Here is a 22,197-nt window from a genome sequence, read left to right as displayed (position 1 = left end):
GCAAGCATCCCCAGCCAACTTATTAAAGGCAGACAAGAAGAATGAAAGCTTACGCCGTACCTTTCGAGAAGTTCGTCAACCTGGCCGATGCCCGTCTGGGCACCAAAATCATCTCGGTCACCGATGACTGGTTCGCAGACGCCAATCGTCTGTTCCAACCGACCCCGGCCGTGTGGAAGGAGGGCGTGTTCGATGACAACGGCAAGTGGATGGACGGCTGGGAATCGCGTCGCAAGCGCTTTGAAGGCTACGACAGCGCGGTGATTCGTTTGGGCGTACCGGGCTCGATCAAAGGCGTGGACATCGACACTTCATTCTTCACCGGCAACTTCCCGCCATCGGCCTCGCTGGAAGCGTGCTTCCTGGCCTCGGGCGAGCCTGACGAAAACACCCAGTGGACCGAAGTGCTGTCGGCCGTCGAGCTGCAGGGCAACAGCCACCACTACCACGAAATCAGCCACGACCAAGCGTTCAGCCACCTGCGCTTCAACATCTACCCGGACGGCGGCGTAGCCCGTCTACGCGTGTATGGCGTGCCGTTCCGCGACTGGTCTGCTGTTGGCGACAACGAGCAAGTCGACCTGGCTGCAGCCCTCAACGGTGGCCGCGCCCTCGCCTGCTCCGATGAACACTTCGGCCGCATGAGCAACATCCTCAACCCGGGCCGTGGCATCAACATGGGCGACGGCTGGGAAACTGCACGTCGTCGTACTCCGGGCAATGACTGGGTCATCGTTGCGCTGGGTCACCCGGGCGAGATCGAAAAAATCATCGTCGACACCCTGCACTTCAAGGGCAACTACCCGGACACCTGCTCGATCCAGGGCGCATTCGTGAAAGGCGGCACCGACAGCCAGATCGAAACCCAGTCGCTGTTCTGGCGCGAACTGCTGCCAAGCCAGAAGCTGGAAATGCACGCCGAACACACCTTCGCCGAGCAGATCAAGGCACTGGGCCCAATCACTCACATTCGTCTGAACGTGTTCCCTGATGGTGGCGTGAGTCGCCTGCGCGTACTGGGCAAGGTCGCTAAGTAAGCAGTGAAGCCATTCGCGAGCACGCTCGCTCCCACAGGGGATTGCATTCCAAATGTGGGAGCGAGCCTGCTCGCAAAGGCGTCAGAACAGTCAACATAGTATTCGGATAAGAAGAACAGCATGCGCACACTGACGATTGAACCGCTGACCAAAGAAGCCTTCGCCCCTTTCGGTGACGTGATCGAAACCGACGGCAGCGATCACTTCATGATCAACAACGGTTCGACCATGCGCTTCCACAAACTGGCGACGGTCGAAACCGCCCAGCCTGAGGACAACGCGATCATCAGCATCTTCCGCGCCGACGCGCATGACATGCCGCTGACCGTTTGCATGCTGGAACGCCATCCGCTGGGCAGCCAGGCTTTCATTCCGCTGCTCGGCAACCCCTTTCTGATCGTGGTCGCGCCACTTGGCGATGAACCTGTATCAGGCTTGGTCCGCGCCTTCGTCACCAACGGCAGGCAGGGCATTAATTACCATCGCGGCGTCTGGCACCACCCGGTGCTGACGATCGAAAAGCGGGATGACTTCCTGGTGGTTGATCGCAGTGGCACAGGCAATAACTGCGATGAGCATTTTTTCAAAGAGGATGAGCGTTTGATCCTCGCCCCCCACCAATAAGAGAAGGTCTGATCACTCGACAACAAGAGTGACAGGCGAGAGGTAAAGACTGTGGAAGCACATCTGTTGGAATGGCTGAACCTGAGCGTGCGCTGGGTTCACATGATTACTGGCGTGGCCTGGATCGGCGCGTCGTTCTACTTCGTCTGGCTGGAGAACAACCTCAACCGCGTCAACCCGAAAACCGGTCTGGCCGGTGACCTGTGGGCGATCCACGGCGGCGGTATCTATCACCTGGAAAAATACAAACTGGCCCCACCGGCAATGCCGGAAAACCTGCACTGGTTCAAATGGGAAGCCTACTTCACCTGGATGTCGGGTATCGCGCTGCTGTGCGTGGTGTTCTACTCCAACCCGACGCTCTATCTGCTGGCTCCGGGCAGCACGCTGAGCGGCCCTGAAGGCGTGGCCATCGGTATTGGCTCGCTGTTCCTGGGCTGGTTCATCTACTCCTTCCTGTGCGACTCGGCCCTGGGCAAACGCCCTGCTCTGCTCGGTTTCATTCTGTTCGTGCTGATCATCGGCGCGGCGTATGGCTTCAGCAAAGTATTCAGCGGTCGTGGTGCTTACCTGCACGTCGGCGCGATCATCGGCACCATCATGGTCGGTAACGTGTTCCGTATCATCATGCCGGCGCAGCGCGCACTGGTCGCCGCGATTGCCGAGAACCGCACCCCGGACCCGGCGCTGCCCGCCAAAGGCTTGCTGCGTTCGCGTCACAACAACTACTTCACCCTGCCGGTGCTGTTCATCATGATCAGCAACCACTTCCCGAGCACTTATGGCAGCCAGTACAACTGGTTGATCCTGGCCGGGATCGCCGTGTTGGCAGTGTTGGTGCGTCACTACTTCAACACCCGTCACGACAGCCACAAGTTTGCCTGGACACTGCCGGTGGCAGCGGTGGGCATGATCAGCCTGGCTTACGTCACCGGCCCTGCACCGATGACCAGCCCGGACGTGGCCAAGGCGCCTGCGAAAATCGAATACCAGCCGCTGCCGGAAACGGCGCTGGGTGGTGGCGCGAAACCGGCTGAAGCGGCGGCACCTGCAGCTCCGGCTGCCCCTGCTGCACCGGCGCAAGCGTCCAATGCAGGTCCTGCGTTCGACAAGGTGCACAACGTGATCCAGGAACGTTGCGCGGTCTGCCATTCGGCCAAACCAACCAGCCCGTTGTTCAGCGCAGCGCCAGCGGGTGTGATGTTCGACACCCCCGAGCAGATCCGCCAGAACGCGGCGCGGATCCAAGCGCAAGCCATCACCACACAGATCATGCCACTGGGCAACATCACACAGATGACCCAGCAGGAACGTGACCTGATCGGTGCATGGATCGCGCAGGGAGCCCAGACCAACTAAGCCCTGAAAATTTCGCGAGCAGGCTCGTTCCCACAAGGACACCCTTTATCCCTGTGGGAGCTGGCTTGCTCGCGAAAGCGTCGGGGCAGTCAACGTGATGTTGAATGTTATGGCCCCTTCGCGAGCAAGCCCGCTCCCACAGGTTTACCTGATGCAAAGAAACAGCTGTGAGCAACCCGACAGCTGTTCAATCACAAGAATAAAAAAGATCCGAGGTGTTGCATGTCCGAGCTGTCCAAAGCGCGCATCCCCGACGCACCCGCCATTCAGCGTTTGCCCTTTTTGCAACTGATCCTGGTCGGTTTGCAACACGTTCTGCTGATGTACGGTGGCGCCATCGCGGTGCCGCTGATCATCGGACAGGCCGCTGGCCTGAGTCGTGAAGAAATCGCCTTCCTGATCAACGCCGACCTGCTGGTCGCCGGCATCGCCACCATCGTGCAGTCGCTCGGCATCGGCCCGATGGGCATCCGCATGCCCGTGATGATGGGCGCCAGTTTTGCCGCTGTCGGCAGCATGGTCGCCATGGCCGGCATGCCCGGTATCGGTCTGCAAGGGATCTTCGGTGCAACCATCGCCGCTGGATTCTTCGGCATGATCATCGCGCCGTTCATGTCCAAGGTCGTACGCTTCTTCCCGCCGCTGGTGACCGGCACGGTCATCACCTCGATCGGTTTGTCGTTGTTTCCCGTGGCCGTGAATTGGGCCGGTGGCGGTGCCGCTGCTGCGCAATTCGGCTCACCGATTTATCTGGCCATCGCCGCACTGGTGCTGGGCACCATTTTGCTGATCCACCGTTTCATGCGTGGCTTCTGGGTGAATATTTCCGTGTTGATCGGCATGTGCTTCGGCTACGTGTTGTGCGGCGCCATCGGCATGGTCGACCTGAGCGGCATGGCCAACGCGCCATGGGTTCAGTTCGTCACCCCGCTGCATTTCGGCATGCCGAAATTCGAACTCGCGCCGATCCTTTCGATGTGCCTGGTCGTGGTGATCATCTTCGTCGAGTCCACCGGAATGTTTTTGGCACTGGGCAAGATCACCGACCAGGACGTCTGCCCGCGCATGCTGCGTCGCGGTTTGATGTGTGACGCGGCGGCGTCGTTTTTCGCCGGGTTCTTCAACACCTTCACCCACTCCTCCTTTGCGCAGAACATCGGCCTGGTACAGATGACGGGCGTGCGCTGCCGCTCGGTGACGATCGTTGCGGGTGGCTTGCTGATCGTTCTCAGCCTGCTGCCCAAAGCGGCGTTCCTCGTGGCGTCGATTCCACCGGCCGTGCTCGGCGGTGCGGCAATTGCGATGTTCGGCATGGTCGCGGCGACCGGCATCAAGATTCTGCAAGAAGCCGACATCGGTGACCGTCGCAATCAGTTGCTGGTGGCGGTGAGCATCGGCATGGGGCTGATCCCGGTGGTCCGTCCGGAGTTCTTCGCACATCTGCCGATGTGGATGAGTCCGATCACCCATAGCGGTATCGCCATGGCAACCCTCAGCGCACTGACGCTGAACTTGTTGTTCAACATCCTCGGCGGCAAAGAGCGCGCAGTGATCAACGACTGCCACGCACACCAGCACTAACAGCACCCCCGCCTCAAACAATAAAAACAAGAGGGAGCACCCGATGATTCCCACGCAATCGAACTCGCTATTGAGTGGCGACCTGCTCGCCGCCTCCCAAGCCATGGCCGGCGATTTACGGCGGTGGCAGACCAACAGCCTGAGCGACTTGTACGGCAAGAACTTCGGCCAGAAGATCGAGTTCCTGCTGGCGATGACCTACGAGTACGGCGAAGGTGCACTTTTAAGATGACCCGCAACCGTGCCCCATACCTGTTGCCAGTGCTCTGTTGCGGGGCACTTGAGAGCTGGCCGAGGAGTCAGTATTCTCCGCGGCCTCTTGAATTCGGTCTAAAAAAAAGCCCGGATTTAATTTCTGACCGAAAAGCCAACTTATCCCGGCCCCGGTCAGTGCCGAGGCATCCCGAAAACACACTCAATCGACTGTTTTTCAGCAGACGAAAGGGCGTTTTTTTGCTTTTTGAAAGCCTTGGCTCAGCTTTTGCTAACAGCATGAAAGCTGACCGTTTGGATGACTTTTGCAACGAAGAAAAAAGGCGCCACACCAGAGCGCCGATCTTAAAAAAATAAACGTGGAACACCTACTTTGGGAGCAACCGAATGAAACGTATGTGCACCAGCCTGATACTCGCGGGATCCATGCTGGCCGGGGGCCAGGCCATGGCCGATGGTCTGCTGCAGTGGCAAAACAACAGCCTGACCTACCTCTACGGCAAGGACTTCAAGGTCAACCCTGCCATTCAGCAGACCGTGACCTTCGAGCACGCCGACGGCTGGAAGTATGGGGACAACTTCCTGTTCGTCGACAAGATCTTCTATAACGGCAAACCAGACGGCGGTGTCGGCAACAACACCTACTATGGCGAATTCAGCCCGCGCCTGTCGCTTGGCAAGATTCTCGACCAGAAAATCGAGTTCGGCCCGGTCAAAGACGTGCTGTTGGCAATGACTTATGAATTCGGTGAAGGCGACGTCGAGTCGTATCTGATCGGTCCTGGCTTTGACCTGGCGATCCCGGGCTTCGACTACTTTCAGTTGAACTTCTACCAGCGCCACACCGAAGGTTCGCGTCCGGGCGACAACGTCTGGCAGATCACGCCGGTCTGGTCTTACACCATCCCGGTCGGCGATTCGAATATTCTGATCGACGGTTTCATGGACTGGGTGGTCGACAACGATGTCAACCACCGTGGCGAATACCACGCCAACCTGCACTTCAACCCTCAGGTCAAATATGACTTGGGCAAGGCGCTGAATTTCGGCGAGAAGCAGTTGTATGTGGGTGTCGAGTACGACTACTGGAAAGACAAGTACGGGATTGACGACACCCGTGCGTTCACCACCAATCAGAACGTGACCAGCTTCCTAGTGAAGTTCCACTTCTGATCCCGCCGCGTCCTCAGGGGCGCCTTCGCGAACAAGCTCCCACAGTGATCCGTGCCGTTCACAAAACCTGTGGGAGTTCGCCCGCGATGATACCCGCCAAGACAATACAGCGTTCAAACAAAACCAGACCGGCCCTAAAACCGGTTTAATAATGTCAAGGCCGGTTGCACCCACTCAAACCTGAAAATGGCAAACTAAAACATCAACAATAACTTCTGCGCATGTGCAATACATGGCAACAAACCAAAGATATACAGAAGTAAAAACCCAACACTAACATGCCACCCGACGCTCAATATAAAGACCACTCGAATAAGGATATTCAAATGGCCACCCCCTTCCAAGACGCCTCGATACATCATGACGCGGTTATCATAACCGAACTGGAACCTTTGGGCCCCAATCAACACACTGATTCGACTCTTGATCTGAGCAGTGAGACAGATAACGGAAAAAACGCGCCAAGCAGCGAAAAAACAAGCCAACTTAAAATAAACGACCGTATCTTTGGCCCAATTGAAATCGGCCCTATATCCGTAACACGAGTATCCCTTGCAGTATTGGGCGCACGTATTGACGGCCAGCCTTTAAATGGAACAAACACATTCTTCCGCGTACCGAAGCGTTCTTTCATCAACTCGTTACAGTTCAGTTTGAACGATATAGAAAGCATTATGAAATCGGCAACCGGCCGGGACAGTTACTTGTTGCCAGATCTGCTGTTCGAAATGGCCAGTCGGCGACCGATCACTTCTGCGCGATTGATCAGAGAGGACACCGACCGCACTGATGACGCAGGACAACTTCGCAGTAAATTAGAGAAGTTATTGAATTCAACACACAAACTGGATCTACGGCACGCCAACTTACCGAAAAATCCGCCTCATTGGATATCGAAGGCGTGGAGCAATTTCACGCTCGGTTCTAGCGTCGGCATTCAAGCATTCGGAATATTCATGGGAATTCGCGGTTTGTACTACGCGTACAAAGCCCACGATTCTACTGAACTTAAAATCAACGGTGCCGGCCTTCTCGCAGAAGTTGGCTCTATCATCACCGACGTAACAATTACTCAAGAAGCCACGAGAATGCTCAAGGCTGGCCAGAATGCCTTCAAGGATTTTGCCAAGACTCGTACCGCAATCAGATTGAGCCGCTCCGGTGGTTTGGTCGGAGGAGCACTGACCCTGCCGTTCGACATTACCACGGCCGTCAGATCATTCATCGCAGCGGAAAATGCCACTGGCAAGGCAGCGATGGATCTCTATGTCAGTGGTGGCCTGAGTGTCGCCAGCGGGGCGATGACGATCATCCTTGGCTCTGCAGCCATGGCCGGTTTCTCGGCCGCAGGTCCCGTGGGCCTTGCTGCCGGAGCATTGATGGCTTTCGGCTCACAGGTCTATGCCGCTGTACGGATAGTTGATGACATCGATGACTACATCGAACTCACTGTCGAAGAACGCTGGCGCACAGGCTGGTTTGCATTCTGCTTCATGGATCCGGACGAAGATGTCCATAATCGTTTTCTCAGCGCCAAAGCCAAGATCGACCACGCAAAACAATTGAAGCAAACGGCCAGGGCATTGCTCGACGTCCAATTGAAGGACACCACCGAAGCCGTCGTTAACGGTAGTTTCGACGTGGAACTGGAACCAACCCTGGAAGGCCGTCATCACTGGTTAACCAGAAAGTGGGAACGGCATACCGTCATGAAGCCAAAAATAAAGGACGGCAACGACATCATTGACGGCCGAAACGGGGTGACAGCCGAAACGCCCGGTGCTGAACTGGGTATAGCAGGAGCAGAAAAGAGCATCCTGTGGTTCATTGGCGGTGGTGATGACTCCATTGAAGGGGTAGAAAAGAAGCCGAACGCTTTCTACTACGGCGCTGGAAACAAACAACTGACAGGCGGCGAGAAGGATGACTTCTTCGTCTTCCAGGGCGCAAAAATCAATCATCAGGCAACTCTAGAACTTTCTGATCGCTGGACGTTGAAGGGCGGGGCAGGCGACGACTCGTTGATCCTGGGCAGGATTGATTTGAAAAACCATCACCAGAAGCAGCCACAGGCCGGATATGACGTCGACTTGCCGGCCGGTACGGTCCATGCGATCACTGCAGACTCAGCTACAGAAAGCGGGAACAACCGTATCCCGCTCGGCGTTGTCGAGAGCATCGAAAATGTCGAAACCGTAGCGCATGCGTCCAGCACCGTGACCGGAACCCCGGAGCGCAACGTCATCAAGGCCCATGGCGCCGACATCGTCAGAGCGGGGGCAGGAAACGACATCATCCAACTGCTGGCCTCGGGTGCAGAAGCCTGGGGTGATGCCGGCGCAGATGAATATTTCGTTGCCCATGTTCCCGGGCAACTATCCATCACCGAAGACGGTAAAGAGAACAGCATTATTGAACTGGGCTGCCGAAAGGACCTGATAGATGGTTTCGAGGTGAGAGCCGATAACTCTCTGTGGGTCACGTTGAATTTTGATATGGACGATTCGCCGAAAACCCGTGTAGTCATACACGACGTTTATGAAGAAGTAGCGAATAAACGTCAGTTAAAAAACAAGACACTGACATTCGTTACCAAGGACGGCTATCACCTGACCCCGGATCTCCCTGAAACGATAACCTACTCTAAACGCGAATACGTCAAAGCGGTGATCACCCGCCAAGGAAGCCCCATAGAACCGATTATTCTTTACACCCCCGATTGCTTTATCGAGCACCAGAGATTCACCGGTTATTACCTCCCACGCACCGATAAAAACATCATCTTCCGCTCGGTAAAACGCCCCAAAGAAGCCATCAAGCTTTATCTGGATTACGCGAGCACCGAACTGACAAAAGTAGAAGTATCCTACGGTGCCTTTGTGAGTCAAGAAAGCGAGATCGACATTCAATGTGACTTGATCTATACATTCGATGAAAAAAAACTAACACTTCGAAATTTTTCGAGCTTCAAACTGTCGGCAGACATGGGGTTCGCCTTGCAACACATGCGCGAACACCCCAACCAACAATACTTGTTTATTTTCAACGACGGCCTGATGGCCAATGCCGGACTCACCACAACAGAAGAACCTTCGGACTATAAAACATCTGAATTCATGCGCTGGAAACATCTCATTCAGTTGCCGCTGCGGTACCGACGAGGCAAATACCCGTTTGAACTTCCTGAAAACGAACCTTATAAACTGAGCTCAGGGAGGGCCTGCGCCAAATTTTCATCTCATCCCGCGCAAACGGCGATGGAGAGCCTGGAAGGTGAAGGCGGTACGTACTTCCTTCATCTGGTAGCCAACATGACCATCAAGATTTCGACGCCAGGCGGTCTCGCCAGCGCCCGTGTGAGATTGTCGCACTCTTCCACCTGGTATATCGATGCTACAGCGCTGGGCACTATTGAGATAAAACTGACCAACAACAAACTGTACATCGGAAGTTGCACTGTTCATCTGCCCGTCTATGAAGACAGCGCGGACATTATCGACAGGGTGTACGTGACGACCGAAGAAGGCATCATCCGGACAGTCGATCTTTCCTTCGACCAAATTGCAGTCTCCGGCATTGATGCTCGTTATTTTGTCGAGCCACCGGCTTACCCCGCCACGCTGCCCGACAGTCAAGCATTGCTTGGAGACCATGAACTTCCAGTCCTTCATGCCCAGTTGTACAACCACCCGGACAAACGTGTGTTCTACAGCTTTCCAGGACGCCACTGGTTCAGCAGACCTTCGACAGCCAGCACCATTAACAGGTCAGATCTGGTGATTTCCGCTCGATGCGATCATAAACCAACCGCTCCGGTTCTATCGGTTTCAGATCAACTTTCGCAAGTACCCGTCGCATAAATAATCCGCTGCTATTTCAACTTGATAAACGCAGCGCTGGATTCGAGGCCGTTAAAAAACACGAAAGAAACGTTTACTGCCTTGATCGCGATACATATATACCGCACAAGACGGCGTCGGATTATCCAGCATATGCCCCCTCGCAGAGTCCGAACGGTTGATTGTCAAAAAGAGATGACTGTCGACTCTGCGTTCACTTGCGTCGTTCTCCAACAACGCTTTAGCTCTCATGTTGAAGAGAAATCCGATATGGCCAAACCACCGAAAAAAATCTCCTCCTCCCCTGCAACCGACACACACCTGACAAGTCCGAAAACGCTCCCTCACGAGGCTGTGGGCCACCTTCCTCATATCGCCGGCTCCGACCCGACAACATCAGTGGGTCATGTACTTGAATCTCATGCCCGAGACACCCCACAAATCCCAAACGAACTTGCGCCAGCAGTCATTGTGAGCGACCCGTCCCCCTCTGCCGAGTTGCTGCAAGCCAACATGGAGGCAATTACCTGGCCGGCTGATAATATCGACCAGTTACGCCCCCTCGGCGGCGAAAGTGGGCTGTTCGAAAGTCCAGAGGGCAATACCTATGCCCACGTCGCCAACGAAGGCTATTTTCGCGCCGAACGCCAAGCCGATGGCCGCTACCGCTTGCATTGGCCAGAGCAACTGGGCGAACAGGGCCCACTCATCAAGCAGGTAGAAGGACAGCCTTACTGGCGCCCCGAAGCGTCCTCTGCGGCCATGCATGTTGCGGCGAACGTCGAGACAGCAGGAGGATCGCCAACGCCCCTTTCCCCCAGGCAGGCCGCCAGCCTGAGCAGCGCGCAAGAGAGCCCGGACGGTATTCGTTACGACACCAAACGCCGGGCATCCTACGTGGACATGGAGGATGGGACGACTTTCCTGGTACGCAAACACTCGGAGGGCGGTTATCAGCAAGCCGCTGCTCATGACCGCAACGTGCTGGGCGCGCGGGTTGAGCCTATTGCCGGAACCAAACGCTGGCGGATAAAAACGAACGACGATCAACTGCCGGGATCAAGCAAACGCCAACGTTTGACAGACGCTGATCAATCACCACTTGTCGGGCCATCGACGGCGCGCTTAACGGGCACGCAACCCACCGCCGGAGTCTGGAAAAGCTGGGGCAAATCCAGCAAACCCGAGGGCAGTGACTCGATAGAAATAGACGGCCTGCACTACGTGATCGTGCCGCAACGGATTCAGGACGATACCGTTCTTGTGTACCTGCAGAACCCCCTCTTCACGCCCGGCCGTTACGACGCCTTCGAGCAGATGTTGAAAACCGATCCATCACTGCAACCAAAGTGGGTCATCAAATCCGCTGGCGCATGGGCTGTGCTGGAGCAAAACCCGTTTGCTGTCTCGCTGAACGAGTACGTCGGCAAATCCATGCGGTATTTGTCGAGTGATTCGTCGAACGCCATCGCCAAAGCCGTGTTCAATCAGGCGAACCAGTCTGAAACCATCAACGGCGATGGGTTGACCATTCTGTTCGACACGCTTTATCACTGGCAAAACAGGTCCACCGTCCGTGCACGAAGACCGGAGCTGGCCGACCCGCTGCTGATGTTGCGCGCCCTGCTGCCATCCCCCGGCAACAATCTGCCAGGCCACAAGCTTTTATTGCCATCGCCGTCTGCCGAGCCCTTCAGCCGACTCGATTTCGATGCCAGCCGATTCCTGATCTCGCAGGACTCCAGCTTGCGCTCCATATTCAGCAACCTTCTCGAAAGTAACGGTTATGAGGTAGATCGCACCAGTCGCATGTTCAGGGAGGACGCTTTGCTCTTCGAACGCAAAGACCTGGATACCGTATTCGTATTGAGATTCCCCTTCCCGGCGATTGGTGGAGAGTTACTTCGAACAGTCGGTCCTGCTGCTGAAATAAATGATCCGAAACTCAGGGCCCGTTTGGAAACGTCGAAATGGCAACGGATGCTTGATTACAACAAGGTTGTCTATCTGGCAGGCGGCATGCAGAAAGTCTCGGACCAACAAACGCTGTTCTATATTGTTCGAGAGAGTTGATCCATCTGGCTGAGTAAAATCGACGGTCAGCCGTCCTGGTGATTCAACGCCCGGGACGGCTTCATCTGCCTACCCGACTGTCGACGGCTGTGAACGTTGGTTGTTAAACGGGCAACCCGAGAAAACGGCACAACGCCTCGCGCTTGGCCAACGCATCGCGCCGCCCCAGATCAATCAACTCGCTGCAATACCCCGCCTCGAACAGCAGATAACTCATTACCCCCGCCCCGCTGGTCTTGGTCGCACCCGGGCCGCGCAAGAACAGGCGTAACGCCGCGGGTAACTCCTGCCGATGCCGCGCCGCGATCTCATCGATCGGCTGACTGGGGGAAATCACCAGCACCTCCACGGGCGCCACGCCCAAGGCGCGCTTTGGCGTGCCATCGGGCATCAGATGGCTGAACTGGTTCAAGCGTTCAAGCAACTCGATATCGCTTTCCAGGCTGTCGATGAACGTGCTGTTGAGCATGTGGCCGCCGATCTGTGCCAGCGTCGGTTGCAGCCCCGTGTAAGCGCGTTCCAGCGGCTGCTGCGGGTCGACACCGCGCGGGTTTCCGCTGACGCCGACCACCAGCACCCGACTCGCCCCCAGGTGCAGCGCCGGGCTGATCGGCGCGGACTGCCGTACCGCGCCATCACCGAAATACTCTTCGCCGATTTTCACCGGTGCGAACAACAAGGGGATGGCCGAACTCGCGAGCAAGTGGTCCACCGACAACTGCGTCGGCACACCGATCCGTCGATGCCGTAACCAAGCATCAATGGCGCCGCCGCCCTGATAGAACGTCACCGCCTGCCCCGACTCGTAGCCGAACGCAGTGACTGCAACAGCATGCAATTGCTTGCGAGCGATGGACTCGGCAATGCCAGGCATGTGCAGCTTTTCATTGAGCAGCTCGCGCAGTGGCGAACTGTTGAGCAAAGCCACCGGCAGGTGCCGCCCCATGCCGAGCAAACTGTGGCTGACGAAACGACTGGCCTGACGAATCACGCCAGGCCAGTCACTGCGCAACACGCGATGGCTGCGAAAGCCTTGCCAGAACAGCGTCAGGCGTTCGATAGCGGCACGAAAGTCGGTGGCGCCGCTGGCCAGGCTGACGGCGTTGATCGCCCCGGCCGAGGTGCCGACGATCACCGGAAACGGATTGTCAGCGCCCAACGGCAGCAATTCGGCAATCGCCGCCAGCACGCCCACCTGATACGCCGCCCGAGCCCCGCCGCCGGAAAGAATCAAACCTGTGACCGGTTCAGCTGGGCTCATCGCAACGCTCCATGGTGTTTAAAGAAATGGGTTCAACCGCGTTTGGCGTACAACTTCGGCTCGCCCGGTGGGCGGCTCTTGAAGCGACGATGCGCCCACAGATATTGCTCGGGGCAGGCACGCAACGCACTCTCGACCCACTGGTTGATACGAATACAGTCGGCTTCTTCAGTCTCACCGGGGAAGTCTTCGAGTGGCGGGTGGATCACCAACCGATAACCGCTGCCGTCCGCCAGACGTTCCTGCGTGAACGGCACCACCAGCGCTTTGCCCAACCGAGCAAATTTGCTGGTCGCGGTCACGGTCGCGGCTTGAATGCCGAACAGCGGCACAAAAATACTCTGTTTGGCACCGTAGTCCTGATCCGGTGCGTACCAGATCGCCCGACCCGAGCGCAGCAGCTTGAGCATGCCGCGCACGTCCTCGCGCTCCACCGCCAGTGAATCGAGGTTGTGCCGCTCGCGGCCCCGACGCTGAACGAAGTCGAACAACGGGTTTTTGTGTTCGCGGTACATGCCATCGATGGTGTGCTGCTGGCCGAGCAAGGCCGCGCCGATTTCCAGCGTGGTGAAATGCGCGGCCATCAGGATCGCGCCCTTGCCCTCACGATGAGCCTTTTGCAAATGCTCAAGGCCTTCGACGTGGGCCAGTTTCGCCAGCCGTTCACGAGACCACCACCAGCTCATCGCCATCTCAAAAAAGGCGATGCCGGTGGAGGCGAAGTTTTCCTTGAGCAGACGCTTGCGTTCGGCGGCGGATTTTTCCGGGAAGCACAGTTCAAGATTGCGCTTGGCGATACGCCGCCGGTCGCCCGCCACGCGATACATCAACGCGCCCAGAACTCGACCGATGGTCAGCAATGCCGGATACGGCAATTGCACGATCAGCCACAAAAGCGCCAGACCGCACCAGAGCGGCCAGAAGCGTGGAGAAAGAAATGCTGTTCGAAAACGCGGGCGATCCATTAAAGCTTCCGTAAATACAGTGGCCGCGCATTCTACATCGTTCGACCCGGCTTGCGGCTCGTCGGCGTTCTCGTTATAAGTCTCGGCACTTTTAGTGACAAGCCGTTGTATGCCGACATGAGCCAAACCGAACCGTTAGACCAAGATCCCGTATTTCAGCTCAAGGGCAGCATGCTGGCCATCACTGTGCTGGAACTGGCCCGTAACGACCTCGAAAACCTCGATCGGCAGTTGGCCGCCAAAGTCGCCCAGGCGCCGAATTTTTTCAGCAATGCACCGCTGGTTCTGGCACTGGACAAGCTGCCGCCGAGCGAAGGCGCGGTCGATCTGCCGGGGCTGATGCGCGTATGCCGTCAGCATGGCCTGCGCACCCTGGCGATTCGCGCCAGCCGCATCGAAGACATCGCCGCTGCCATCGCCATCGACATTCCGGTACTGCCGCCGTCCGGCGCCCGTGAAAGGCCGCTGGAACCCACTGAAGCCGAAGTCAAAAAGAAACCGGAAAAACCGCCGGAGCCGACCATCAAACCGACCCGCGTCATCACTACGCCAGTGCGTGGTGGCCAACAGATATATGCCGAGGGTGGCGATTTGGTAGTGGTGTCCTCCGTCAGTCCGGGGGCGGAACTTCTGGCCGATGGCAACATCCATGTATACGGCCCAATGCGCGGTCGTGCGCTGGCTGGCGTCAAAGGTGACACCAAGGCACGGATTTTCTGTCAGCAATTGAGCGCTGAACTGATCTCCATCGCCGGCCACTACAAGGTTTCCGAAGACCTGCGTCGCGATCCAATGTGGGGCTCGGGCGTCCAGGTCAGCCTGTCGGGCGACGTGTTGAACATCATTCGGCTTTAACGGATACTGCCGCATTTTCCAAGCATCTCTAAAACGTAGCGAAAACGGCTCAAACGAAGTAGGAAAAAGGCCAAAAGCCGAATTCCAGCCAAGGCTGTCCGACTGCAGTAGTTTTCAAGAGATGTTTTTCAGGGGCTAAAAAGTCCTTCTTCCTTAGGGGTGAAACACCTTGGCCAAGATTCTCGTGGTTACATCCGGCAAGGGTGGTGTGGGTAAGACCACCACCAGCGCCGCTATCGGTACCGGCCTCGCTCTGCGCGGCCACAAAACAGTGATCGTCGACTTCGACGTGGGCTTGCGTAACCTTGACCTGATCATGGGTTGCGAGCGCCGCGTGGTGTATGACTTCGTCAACGTGGTCAACGGCGAAGCCAACCTGCAACAGGCTCTGATCAAAGACAAACGTCTGGAAAACCTCTACGTACTGGCCGCCAGTCAGACCCGCGACAAAGACGCGCTGACTGTCGAAGGCGTGGAAAAAGTCCTGATGGAGCTCAAGGAACAATTCGAGTTCGTGGTCTGCGACTCCCCGGCGGGCATCGAGAAAGGCGCGCACCTGGCGATGTACTTCGCCGACGAAGCGATCGTCGTGACCAACCCGGAAGTGTCCTCGGTACGAGATTCGGACCGCATGCTCGGCCTGCTGGCCAGCAAATCGCGACGCGCCGAACGTGGCGAAGACCCGATCAAGGAACACCTGCTCATTACCCGCTATCACCCGGAGCGAGTTGAAAAGGGCGAAATGCTCGGCGTCGAAGACGTCAAGGAAATCCTCTCGGTCACCCTGCTCGGCGTGATCCCGGAATCCCAAGCGGTGCTCAAGGCATCCAACCAGGGTGTGCCGGTGATTCTCGACGACCAGAGCGATGCCGGTCAGGCCTATAGCGATACCGTCGACCGCCTGTTGGGCAAAGAAAAAGCCCACCGTTTCCTCGATGTCGAGAAGAAGGGATTCTTCGAGCGACTTTTTGGAGGTAGGTAATGAACCTTTTTGACTTCTTTCGTGCCAACAAAAAGCCAAGTACCGCCTCGGTAGCGAAAGAGCGTCTACAGATCATCGTGGCGCATGAGCGCGGCCAGCGCAGCACGCCGGACTACTTGCCAGCCTTGCAGAAAGAGCTGGTCGAAGTGATCCGCAAGTACGTCAACATCGGCTCCGATGACGTGCATGTAGCGCTGGAAAACCAGGGCAGTTGCTCGATTCTGGAACTCAACATCACCCTGCCTGATCGCTGAGTCGATCCAGCAGGAACGACGGCGGTTCAGGGCCATTCCGACAGTGGAATGGCCCTGAACCGCCGTTGGCATTTGTTACGAGGCTGTTTTAATGCCGTTGTCCAACATCCGCATCATCCATCAGGACGCCGCCGTACTGGTGGTCGACAAGCCAACCCTGCTGCTCTCGGTGCCCGGTCGCGCCGATGACAACAAGGACTGCCTGATTACCCGCCTGCAGGAAAACGGCTACCCGGAAGCGCGCATCGTCCATCGCCTGGATTGGGAAACGTCCGGCATCATTCTGCTGGCCCGTGACGCCGACACCCATCGCGAACTGTCGCGCCAGTTTCACGACCGCGAAACCGAAAAGGCCTACACCGCGTTGGCGTGGGGTCAACCGGAACTGGACAGTGGCAGCATCGACCTGCCGCTGCGCTACGACCCGCCGACCAAGCCGCGTCATGTGGTCGACCACGAATTCGGCAAACATGCGCTGACCTTCTGGCGCGTTTTGGAACGTTGCGGCGACTGGTGTCGCGTCGAACTGACGCCAATCACCGGCCGCTCGCACCAATTGCGCGTACACATGCTGTCCATCGGTCACCCGCTGCTCGGTGATGGCCTCTACGCACATGAGCAAGCCCTGGCCGCCTGGCCACGCCTGTGCCTGCACGCCAGCATGCTCAGCTTCACCCATCCGCAAACGGGCGAACGTCTGCGCTTCGAGTGCCCGGCACCGTTCTAAGTACTGTTTGAGTACCAGTGCTGTAGTTAAGACAAGGATTTAGTTTCGAATGAATTGCATTGATCCCTTGGTGCCTTCCCTCAGAAAAGTTCGCCACCAACTGCTTTACCTGGTCTATGGCAATCAGGATGTGTACCGACGCGAAGCCAAGTTCAGCATCCTGACCGCGCTGTCCCATGCCAAAAACGGCGAGCGTCCAGCCATCAGGATTCTGACCGATCGGCCCGAAGACTACGCCGACTGGCCGGTCGACACCGTGCTGCTGGACGAGGCGACACAGACCCGCTGGCAAGGCACTCACGGCTATCACCACCGACGCAAAGCCTGCGCCATCGCCGCCGGTATGCAGTGGGCGCAAAAGACCCTGTTCGTCGACACCGACACGCTGTTCACCAGCCACCCGAGCCGCCTGTTCAAATTCATCGAGCCGAGTCGTTCGGTGATGGATCGCTTCGAATACGACTGGAAAGATGTGCACCAGCGCACCGCCTATCAAAAACTGGGCCGAGACTTACGCAGCCACGGAGTGACGCCGGACAACGGTTTCAAACTCTACAACAGTGGTTTGTGTGGCGTGACCTGTAGTGATTCGGCGCTGTTCGAAGAGTCGATCCGCCTGATCGATGAATGGACCCGCGATGGCTTCGAAATCCACACCATCGAACAGATCGCCCTGTCGTATGCCATGCGTGGCCGTCAGGTGGTGGAGGCGCGCCAACACGTTTATCACTACTTCGCTGAAAAACGCTTCTTCCATGGGATGCATGCGTACTTCTTCTCTCAACATGGTGAACAGTTCAGCCAACGCCTGGTGGATCTGTGTACGGATGTGCCGAGCGTCAAACCGTTTCCGTCCGCTTGGCAGCGCTTTAAAATCAAATGGAGACTGCGCCACCTCAAAGGCCCTCTGCGCAAGGTTGGCCGCGACCTGCTGTATGGCAGCGCCATACCCGAGGATCAGTATTACAGCGCATGCCGACACGAATGGTGGGAATGTGCCTCGCGGGAAATACTGCGCTGGGACGAAAGCCGTCAGAAAAAACTGCTGAGCCACAACCGCTGGCCGCAAGAGCTGCCGCGTCCGAATAAACCGGAAGACGAAAAAATCATCATGAGCCACCTGAAAAACAGCCTGGCCGCCGCCCGGTGAACCCTACCTTCCCCTTGTGAGAGCAAGCTTGCTCGCGACAGCAGTGTGTCTGTCGAATCGACGTCGACTGACCTGACGCTTTTGCAAGCAGGCTTACTCCCCCGGGTATCGATTTCAGTCCGCGCCAATTCCCGAGCCGATGCGTTAAACTCCCGCCCACTGCTGTCTGGAGTTTCTTATGCGCGAAGAGTTGAACCAAGGCCTGATCGACTTTCTCAAGGCCTCCCCTACCCCGTTCCACGCCACTGCCAGCCTTGTTCAACGTCTGGAGGCCGCCGGTTTTGTGCGCCTCGACGAGCGCGAGCCATGGACCACCGAAGCCAACGGTCGCTATTACGTCACCCGTAATGACTCCTCGATCGTCGCGATCAAAATGGGCCGCCACTCGCCTTTGCATGGCGGTATCCGTCTGGTCGGCGCGCACACCGACAGCCCATGCCTGCGGGTCAAGCCGCAACCGGAACTACAGCGCCAGGGTTTCTGGCAACTGGGTGTCGAAGTCTACGGCGGCGCCCTGCTCGCCCCGTGGTTCGACCGTGACCTGTCGCTGGCCGGCCGCGTGACCTTCCGCCGCGACGGCAAGGTCGAAAGCCAGCTGATCGACTTCAAAGCACCGATCGCGATCATTCCCAACCTGGCCATTCACCTCAACCGCGAAGCCAATCAAGGCTGGGCGATCAATGCCCAGACCGAATTGCCGCCGATCCTCGCGCAGTTTGCCGGTGACGAGCGTGTCGACTTCCGCGCCGTGCTGACCGATCAACTGACCCGCGAACATGGTCTGAATGCCGATGTGGTGCTCGATTACGAGCTGAGCTTCTACGACACACAAAGCGCTGCGGTGATTGGCCTCAATGGTGATTTCATTGCCGGCGCCCGCCTGGACAACCTGTTGTCGTGCTACGCCGGCCTGCAAGCCTTGCTGACTGCCGAAACCGACGAAACCTGCGTGCTGGTGTGCAACGACCACGAAGAAGTCGGCTCCTGCTCGGCGTGCGGCGCCGATGGCCCGATGCTGGAACAGACCCTGCGCCGTCTGTTGCCAGAAGGTGACGAGTTCGTTCGCACCATTCAGAAATCCCTGCTGGTCTCGGCCGATAATGCCCACGGCGTACACCCCAACTATGCCGACAAGCACGACGCCAACCATGGCCCGAAACTCAACGCCGGCCCGGTGATCAAGGTCAACAGCAACCAGCGCTACGCCACCAACAGCGAAACCGCCGGGTTCTTCCGCCATCTGTGCATGGCCGAAGAAGTGCCGGTGCAAAGCTTCGTGGTGCGCAGTGACATGGGCTGTGGCTCGACTATCGGCCCGATCACCGCCAGCCACTTGGGCGTACGCACGGTCGATATCGGCCTGCCGACCTTCGCCATGCACTCGATCCGCGAACTGTGCGGCAGCCACGACCTGGCGCACCTGGTCAAAGTGCTGAGCGCGTTCTACGCCTGCCGCGAATTGCCATAACAGCGTTAAAAGCTTCGCGAGCAAGCCCGCTCCCACACTGGAATGCATTTCAAATGCGGGAGCGGGCTTGCTCGCGAAAGCGCCAGTTCGGGGAATACCGACTTTTCCTTGCTGCGACTCAATTCTGACTCACATCACCCCGACTCAAACAAAACCGACCTAGACTTGAATCATCCCCTCCGACAAGGCAGTCACCATGATCTCAATGTCCTCCTTCCACGCCATGCTCATTCCCATCCTGTGCGCAATGATTCTGCTGGCCGTCGGCTTCAACTTCCGCGACAAGAACATGGGTGTGTTCGCGATGTGGGTCGGCATGCTGATGATCCTCGCCACCGTGGTTTACAAGATCCTCGCCAAACTCAACGAATAAATCCGCGTCCGGCTCGCATTGAGTAATGCGCCCTCGTACACTCCAGCGAATCCGCCCCTTGCGAGGTTGACCGCCTAGTGTTCGCTCGTCTTTTTGCTTTGCCCAGTCTGTTGTTCATTTGCCTGATGACGCTACTGCCCATGGCACCGGCGCAAGCGGTCGGTCTGCCGGGCCTGCTCAACACCACCAAGGCCCAACCCGAAGCTCAGGAACCGCTCGACCAGTCGCTGGACGAAGTCATCAGGTCGCTGGAAAACGACAAGCAACGTGCGCAGTTGCTGAGCGATTTGAAGAAATTGCGCGATGCCACGAAAAAAGCCCAAGCCTCTCCCGAAGAAGGCGTACTCGGGTTGATCGGCGGCACGCTGGCCAATTTCGAGAAGCAGTTTTCCGGTGCCGACAGCCCGATCAACCGCTGGTCCAACGAGTTCGATCTGGCCAAGGATGAGCTCAAAGCCCTGATGCTGCCGGCCAGTGAATGGCTGCCGATCATCTTCGGCTTCGCCGTGATTCTGATGCTCTGGAGTCTGCTCGCCGCCGCGCTGATCTGGCTCGGTCATCGGGTACGCATGCGTTTCGGTCTCACCGAAGAACTGCCACAGCATCCCAAGGCCCTCGACATGCTGCGCTTCGCACTGCGCAAACTCGGGCCATGGCTGATTGCATTGGTCATTACCGTCTACATGAGCTACGCCCTGCCATCGTCACTGGGCAAAAGTCTGGCGATGGTGTTGGCCTATGCGCTGGTGGTCGGCACCTGTTTCTCGGCGATCTGCGTGATCGCTTTTTCCGTGCTCGACGGTCCGCACCGTCATCGCGCGTTGTACATCCTGCGCCATCAGGCGTTTCGGCCACTGTGGCTGATCGGCAGCTTCGCCGCCTTCGGCGAAGCGCTGAACGATCCGCGCCTGATCGAGAGTCTCGGCGTGCATCTTGCGCATACCGCTGCAACGGTTACCAATGTCCTTGCGGCACTCTCTACCGGGTTATTCATCCTGCGTTTCCGCCGGCCGATCGCGCACCTGATTCGCAACCAACCGCTGTCACGCCGCCTGACCCGCCGTGCCCTGAGCGACACCATCGAAATCCTCGGTACCTTCTGGTACGTGCCAGCACTGGTGCTGGTCGGCATCTCGCTGTTCGCCACTTTCGTCTCCGCCGGTGACACCAGTACCGCGCTGCGCCAGTCGCTGCTCTGCACCGTGCTGTTGGTGTTGTGCATGGTCATCAACGGGCTGGTGCGCCGCCATTCGCTCAAACCCCCACGCGGGCCGAAACGCCATGCGTTGTATTCCGATCGCTTGAAGAGCTTTTTCTACACCCTCGCCCACCTGCTCGTGTGGCTGGTGTTCATTGAGCTGGGGCTGCGCGTCTGGGGCATGTCGCTGATCGGTTTCACCGAGGGCGAAGGTCACGATATCAGCGTCAAACTGTTCAGCCTGATCGGCACGCTGATCTTCGCCTGGCTGATCTGGATACTCAGCGACACCGCCGTGCACCACGCCCTCACGCGCTCGCGCAAAGGTCTGGCCAACGCACGCGCGCAAACCATGATGCCGCTGATCCGCAACGTCCTGTTCATCACGATTTTCATCATTGCGCTGATCGTCGCCCTGGCGAACATGGGCATGAACGTCACGCCACTGCTGGCCGGTGCCGGTGTGATCGGTCTGGCCATCGGTTTCGGTGCACAGTCGCTGGTGGCAGATTTGATCACCGGCCTGTTCATCATCATCGAAGACTCCCTGGCCATCGATGATTACGTGGATGTCGGCGGTCACCTCGGCACCGTCGAAGGCCTGACCATCCGCACCGTGCGCCTGCGTGACATTGACGGCATCGTCCACACCATCCCGTTCAGCGAAATCAAAAGCATCAAGAACTATTCGCGGGAATTCGGCTACGCGATCTTCCGCGTGGCAGTGCCGTACAACATGGAAATCGACGACGCGATCAAGCTGATGCGCGAAGTCGGCCAGAAAATGCGCACCGACCCGCTGCAACGCCGCAACATCTGGTCCCCACTGGAAATTCAAGGTGTGGAAAGTTTCGAATCCGGCAGCGCGATTCTGCGCGCCCGCTTCAAGACCGCGCCGATCAAACAGTGGGAAGTTTCCCGAGCCTTCAACCTGTCGCTCAAGCGACATCTGGATGAGGCAGGACTGGATCTGGCGACGCCGCGGATGAGCGTGCAAGTGATCACTGCCGGCGGTGGTCAGCCGAAGGAATAGCGCTTAAGCAGCGGATATTCACCCCATCAAGA

18 protein-coding genes are annotated in these 22,197 nt (G+C 57.5%); 16 read left to right on the top strand and 2 right to left on the bottom strand.

All coding sequences use genetic code 11. The features are described from left to right. The first annotated feature begins 41 nt into the window (after positions 1-41). From alc to AACY11_RS25025, 8 genes are all read left to right on the top strand, one after another. Positions 42-1,037, top strand: coding sequence for an allantoicase (gene alc / locus AACY11_RS25060; protein ID WP_339433962.1), 996 nt, complete (start codon positions 42-44; stop codon positions 1,035-1,037). A gap of 120 nt (positions 1,038-1,157) precedes the next feature. Then, positions 1,158-1,661: an ureidoglycolate lyase gene (locus AACY11_RS25055; RefSeq protein WP_339495967.1), complete on the top strand. Its 504-nt coding sequence runs from the start codon at positions 1,158-1,160 to the stop codon at positions 1,659-1,661. Between the two features lie 51 nt (positions 1,662-1,712). Beyond that, entirely contained in the window at positions 1,713-3,020 is a 1,308-nt protein-coding gene (locus tag AACY11_RS25050) for a urate hydroxylase PuuD (RefSeq protein ID WP_339433961.1), read from the top strand. 222 nt (positions 3,021-3,242) lie between these two features. Beyond that, positions 3,243-4,601 (top strand): nucleobase:cation symporter-2 family protein, encoded by a 1,359-nt coding sequence (locus AACY11_RS25045; protein WP_339433960.1) that lies wholly within the window; start codon positions 3,243-3,245, stop codon positions 4,599-4,601. 43 nt (positions 4,602-4,644) lie between these two features. Continuing rightward, a complete protein-coding gene (locus AACY11_RS25040) occupies positions 4,645-4,833 on the top strand; it encodes a hypothetical protein (protein WP_339433967.1) in 189 nt (62 codons plus the stop codon). 368 nt (positions 4,834-5,201) lie between these two features. Next, positions 5,202-5,987 carry an outer membrane protein OmpK gene (locus tag AACY11_RS25035; RefSeq protein WP_339433959.1) on the top strand — a complete coding sequence of 262 codons (786 nt, stop codon included), beginning with the start codon at positions 5,202-5,204 and terminating at the stop codon, positions 5,985-5,987. Positions 5,988-6,313: 326 nt separating this feature from the next. Then, entirely contained in the window at positions 6,314-9,847 is a 3,534-nt protein-coding gene (locus AACY11_RS25030) for an interferon alpha-inducible IFI6/IFI27 family protein (RefSeq protein ID WP_339495966.1), read from the top strand. Between the two features lie 249 nt (positions 9,848-10,096). Continuing rightward, on the top strand, positions 10,097-11,899 hold the full coding sequence (locus tag AACY11_RS25025; protein ID WP_339495965.1) for a hypothetical protein: 1,803 nt from the start codon (positions 10,097-10,099) through the stop codon (positions 11,897-11,899). A 103-nt stretch (positions 11,900-12,002) separates the two neighbouring features. On the opposite strand, the gene AACY11_RS25020 is transcribed toward AACY11_RS25025, so the two are convergent. Further along, positions 12,003-13,160 (bottom strand): patatin-like phospholipase family protein, encoded by a 1,158-nt coding sequence (locus AACY11_RS25020; protein WP_339433956.1) that lies wholly within the window; start codon positions 13,158-13,160, stop codon positions 12,003-12,005. 32 nt (positions 13,161-13,192) lie between these two features. Further along, entirely contained in the window at positions 13,193-14,125 is a 933-nt protein-coding gene (locus tag AACY11_RS25015; RefSeq protein WP_339433955.1) for a lipid A biosynthesis lauroyl acyltransferase, read from the bottom strand. 117 nt (positions 14,126-14,242) lie between these two features. On the opposite strand from AACY11_RS25015, the gene minC reads away from it, so the two are divergent. The 8 genes from minC to AACY11_RS24975 all read left to right on the top strand — a co-directional run bounded on the left by minC (position 14,243) and on the right by AACY11_RS24975 (position 22,165). Further along, the gene (gene minC / locus AACY11_RS25010) at positions 14,243-14,980 is read left to right on the top strand and encodes a septum site-determining protein MinC (RefSeq protein WP_339433954.1); all 738 of its coding nucleotides are present in this window, start codon (positions 14,243-14,245) and stop codon (positions 14,978-14,980) included. Between the two features lie 169 nt (positions 14,981-15,149). Then, entirely contained in the window at positions 15,150-15,962 is an 813-nt protein-coding gene (gene minD / locus AACY11_RS25005) for a septum site-determining protein MinD (RefSeq protein ID WP_007913953.1), read from the top strand. Continuing rightward, positions 15,962-16,216 (top strand): cell division topological specificity factor MinE, encoded by a 255-nt coding sequence (gene minE, locus AACY11_RS25000; protein WP_007940845.1) that lies wholly within the window; start codon positions 15,962-15,964, stop codon positions 16,214-16,216. Before minD ends, minE begins: the two co-directional genes overlap by 1 nt. 91 nt (positions 16,217-16,307) lie before the next feature. Next, positions 16,308-16,943 (top strand): RluA family pseudouridine synthase, encoded by a 636-nt coding sequence (locus tag AACY11_RS24995; RefSeq protein ID WP_007960625.1) that lies wholly within the window; start codon positions 16,308-16,310, stop codon positions 16,941-16,943. Between the two features lie 49 nt (positions 16,944-16,992). Continuing rightward, positions 16,993-18,093, top strand: coding sequence for a hypothetical protein (locus AACY11_RS24990; RefSeq protein WP_339495964.1), 1,101 nt, complete (start codon positions 16,993-16,995; stop codon positions 18,091-18,093). A gap of 178 nt (positions 18,094-18,271) precedes the next feature. Beyond that, entirely contained in the window at positions 18,272-19,561 is a 1,290-nt protein-coding gene (locus tag AACY11_RS24985) for a M18 family aminopeptidase (RefSeq protein ID WP_339433951.1), read from the top strand. A gap of 196 nt (positions 19,562-19,757) precedes the next feature. Further along, positions 19,758-19,934, top strand: coding sequence for a hypothetical protein (locus AACY11_RS24980; RefSeq protein ID WP_339433950.1), 177 nt, complete (start codon positions 19,758-19,760; stop codon positions 19,932-19,934). A 77-nt stretch (positions 19,935-20,011) separates the two neighbouring features. Beyond that, complete coding sequence (locus AACY11_RS24975; RefSeq protein WP_339495963.1) at positions 20,012-22,165, top strand: mechanosensitive ion channel family protein; 2,154 nt, start codon at positions 20,012-20,014, stop codon at positions 22,163-22,165. Positions 22,166-22,197 lie beyond the last annotated feature (32 nt).

Source organism: Pseudomonas sp. RA_105y_Pfl2_P56 (assembly GCF_963970845.1).
GTDB lineage: Bacteria > Pseudomonadota > Gammaproteobacteria > Pseudomonadales > Pseudomonadaceae > Aquipseudomonas > Aquipseudomonas baetica_A.
Note: the sequence above shows the minus strand (reverse complement) of the source record. Positions and strands in the feature narration are given on the sequence as shown.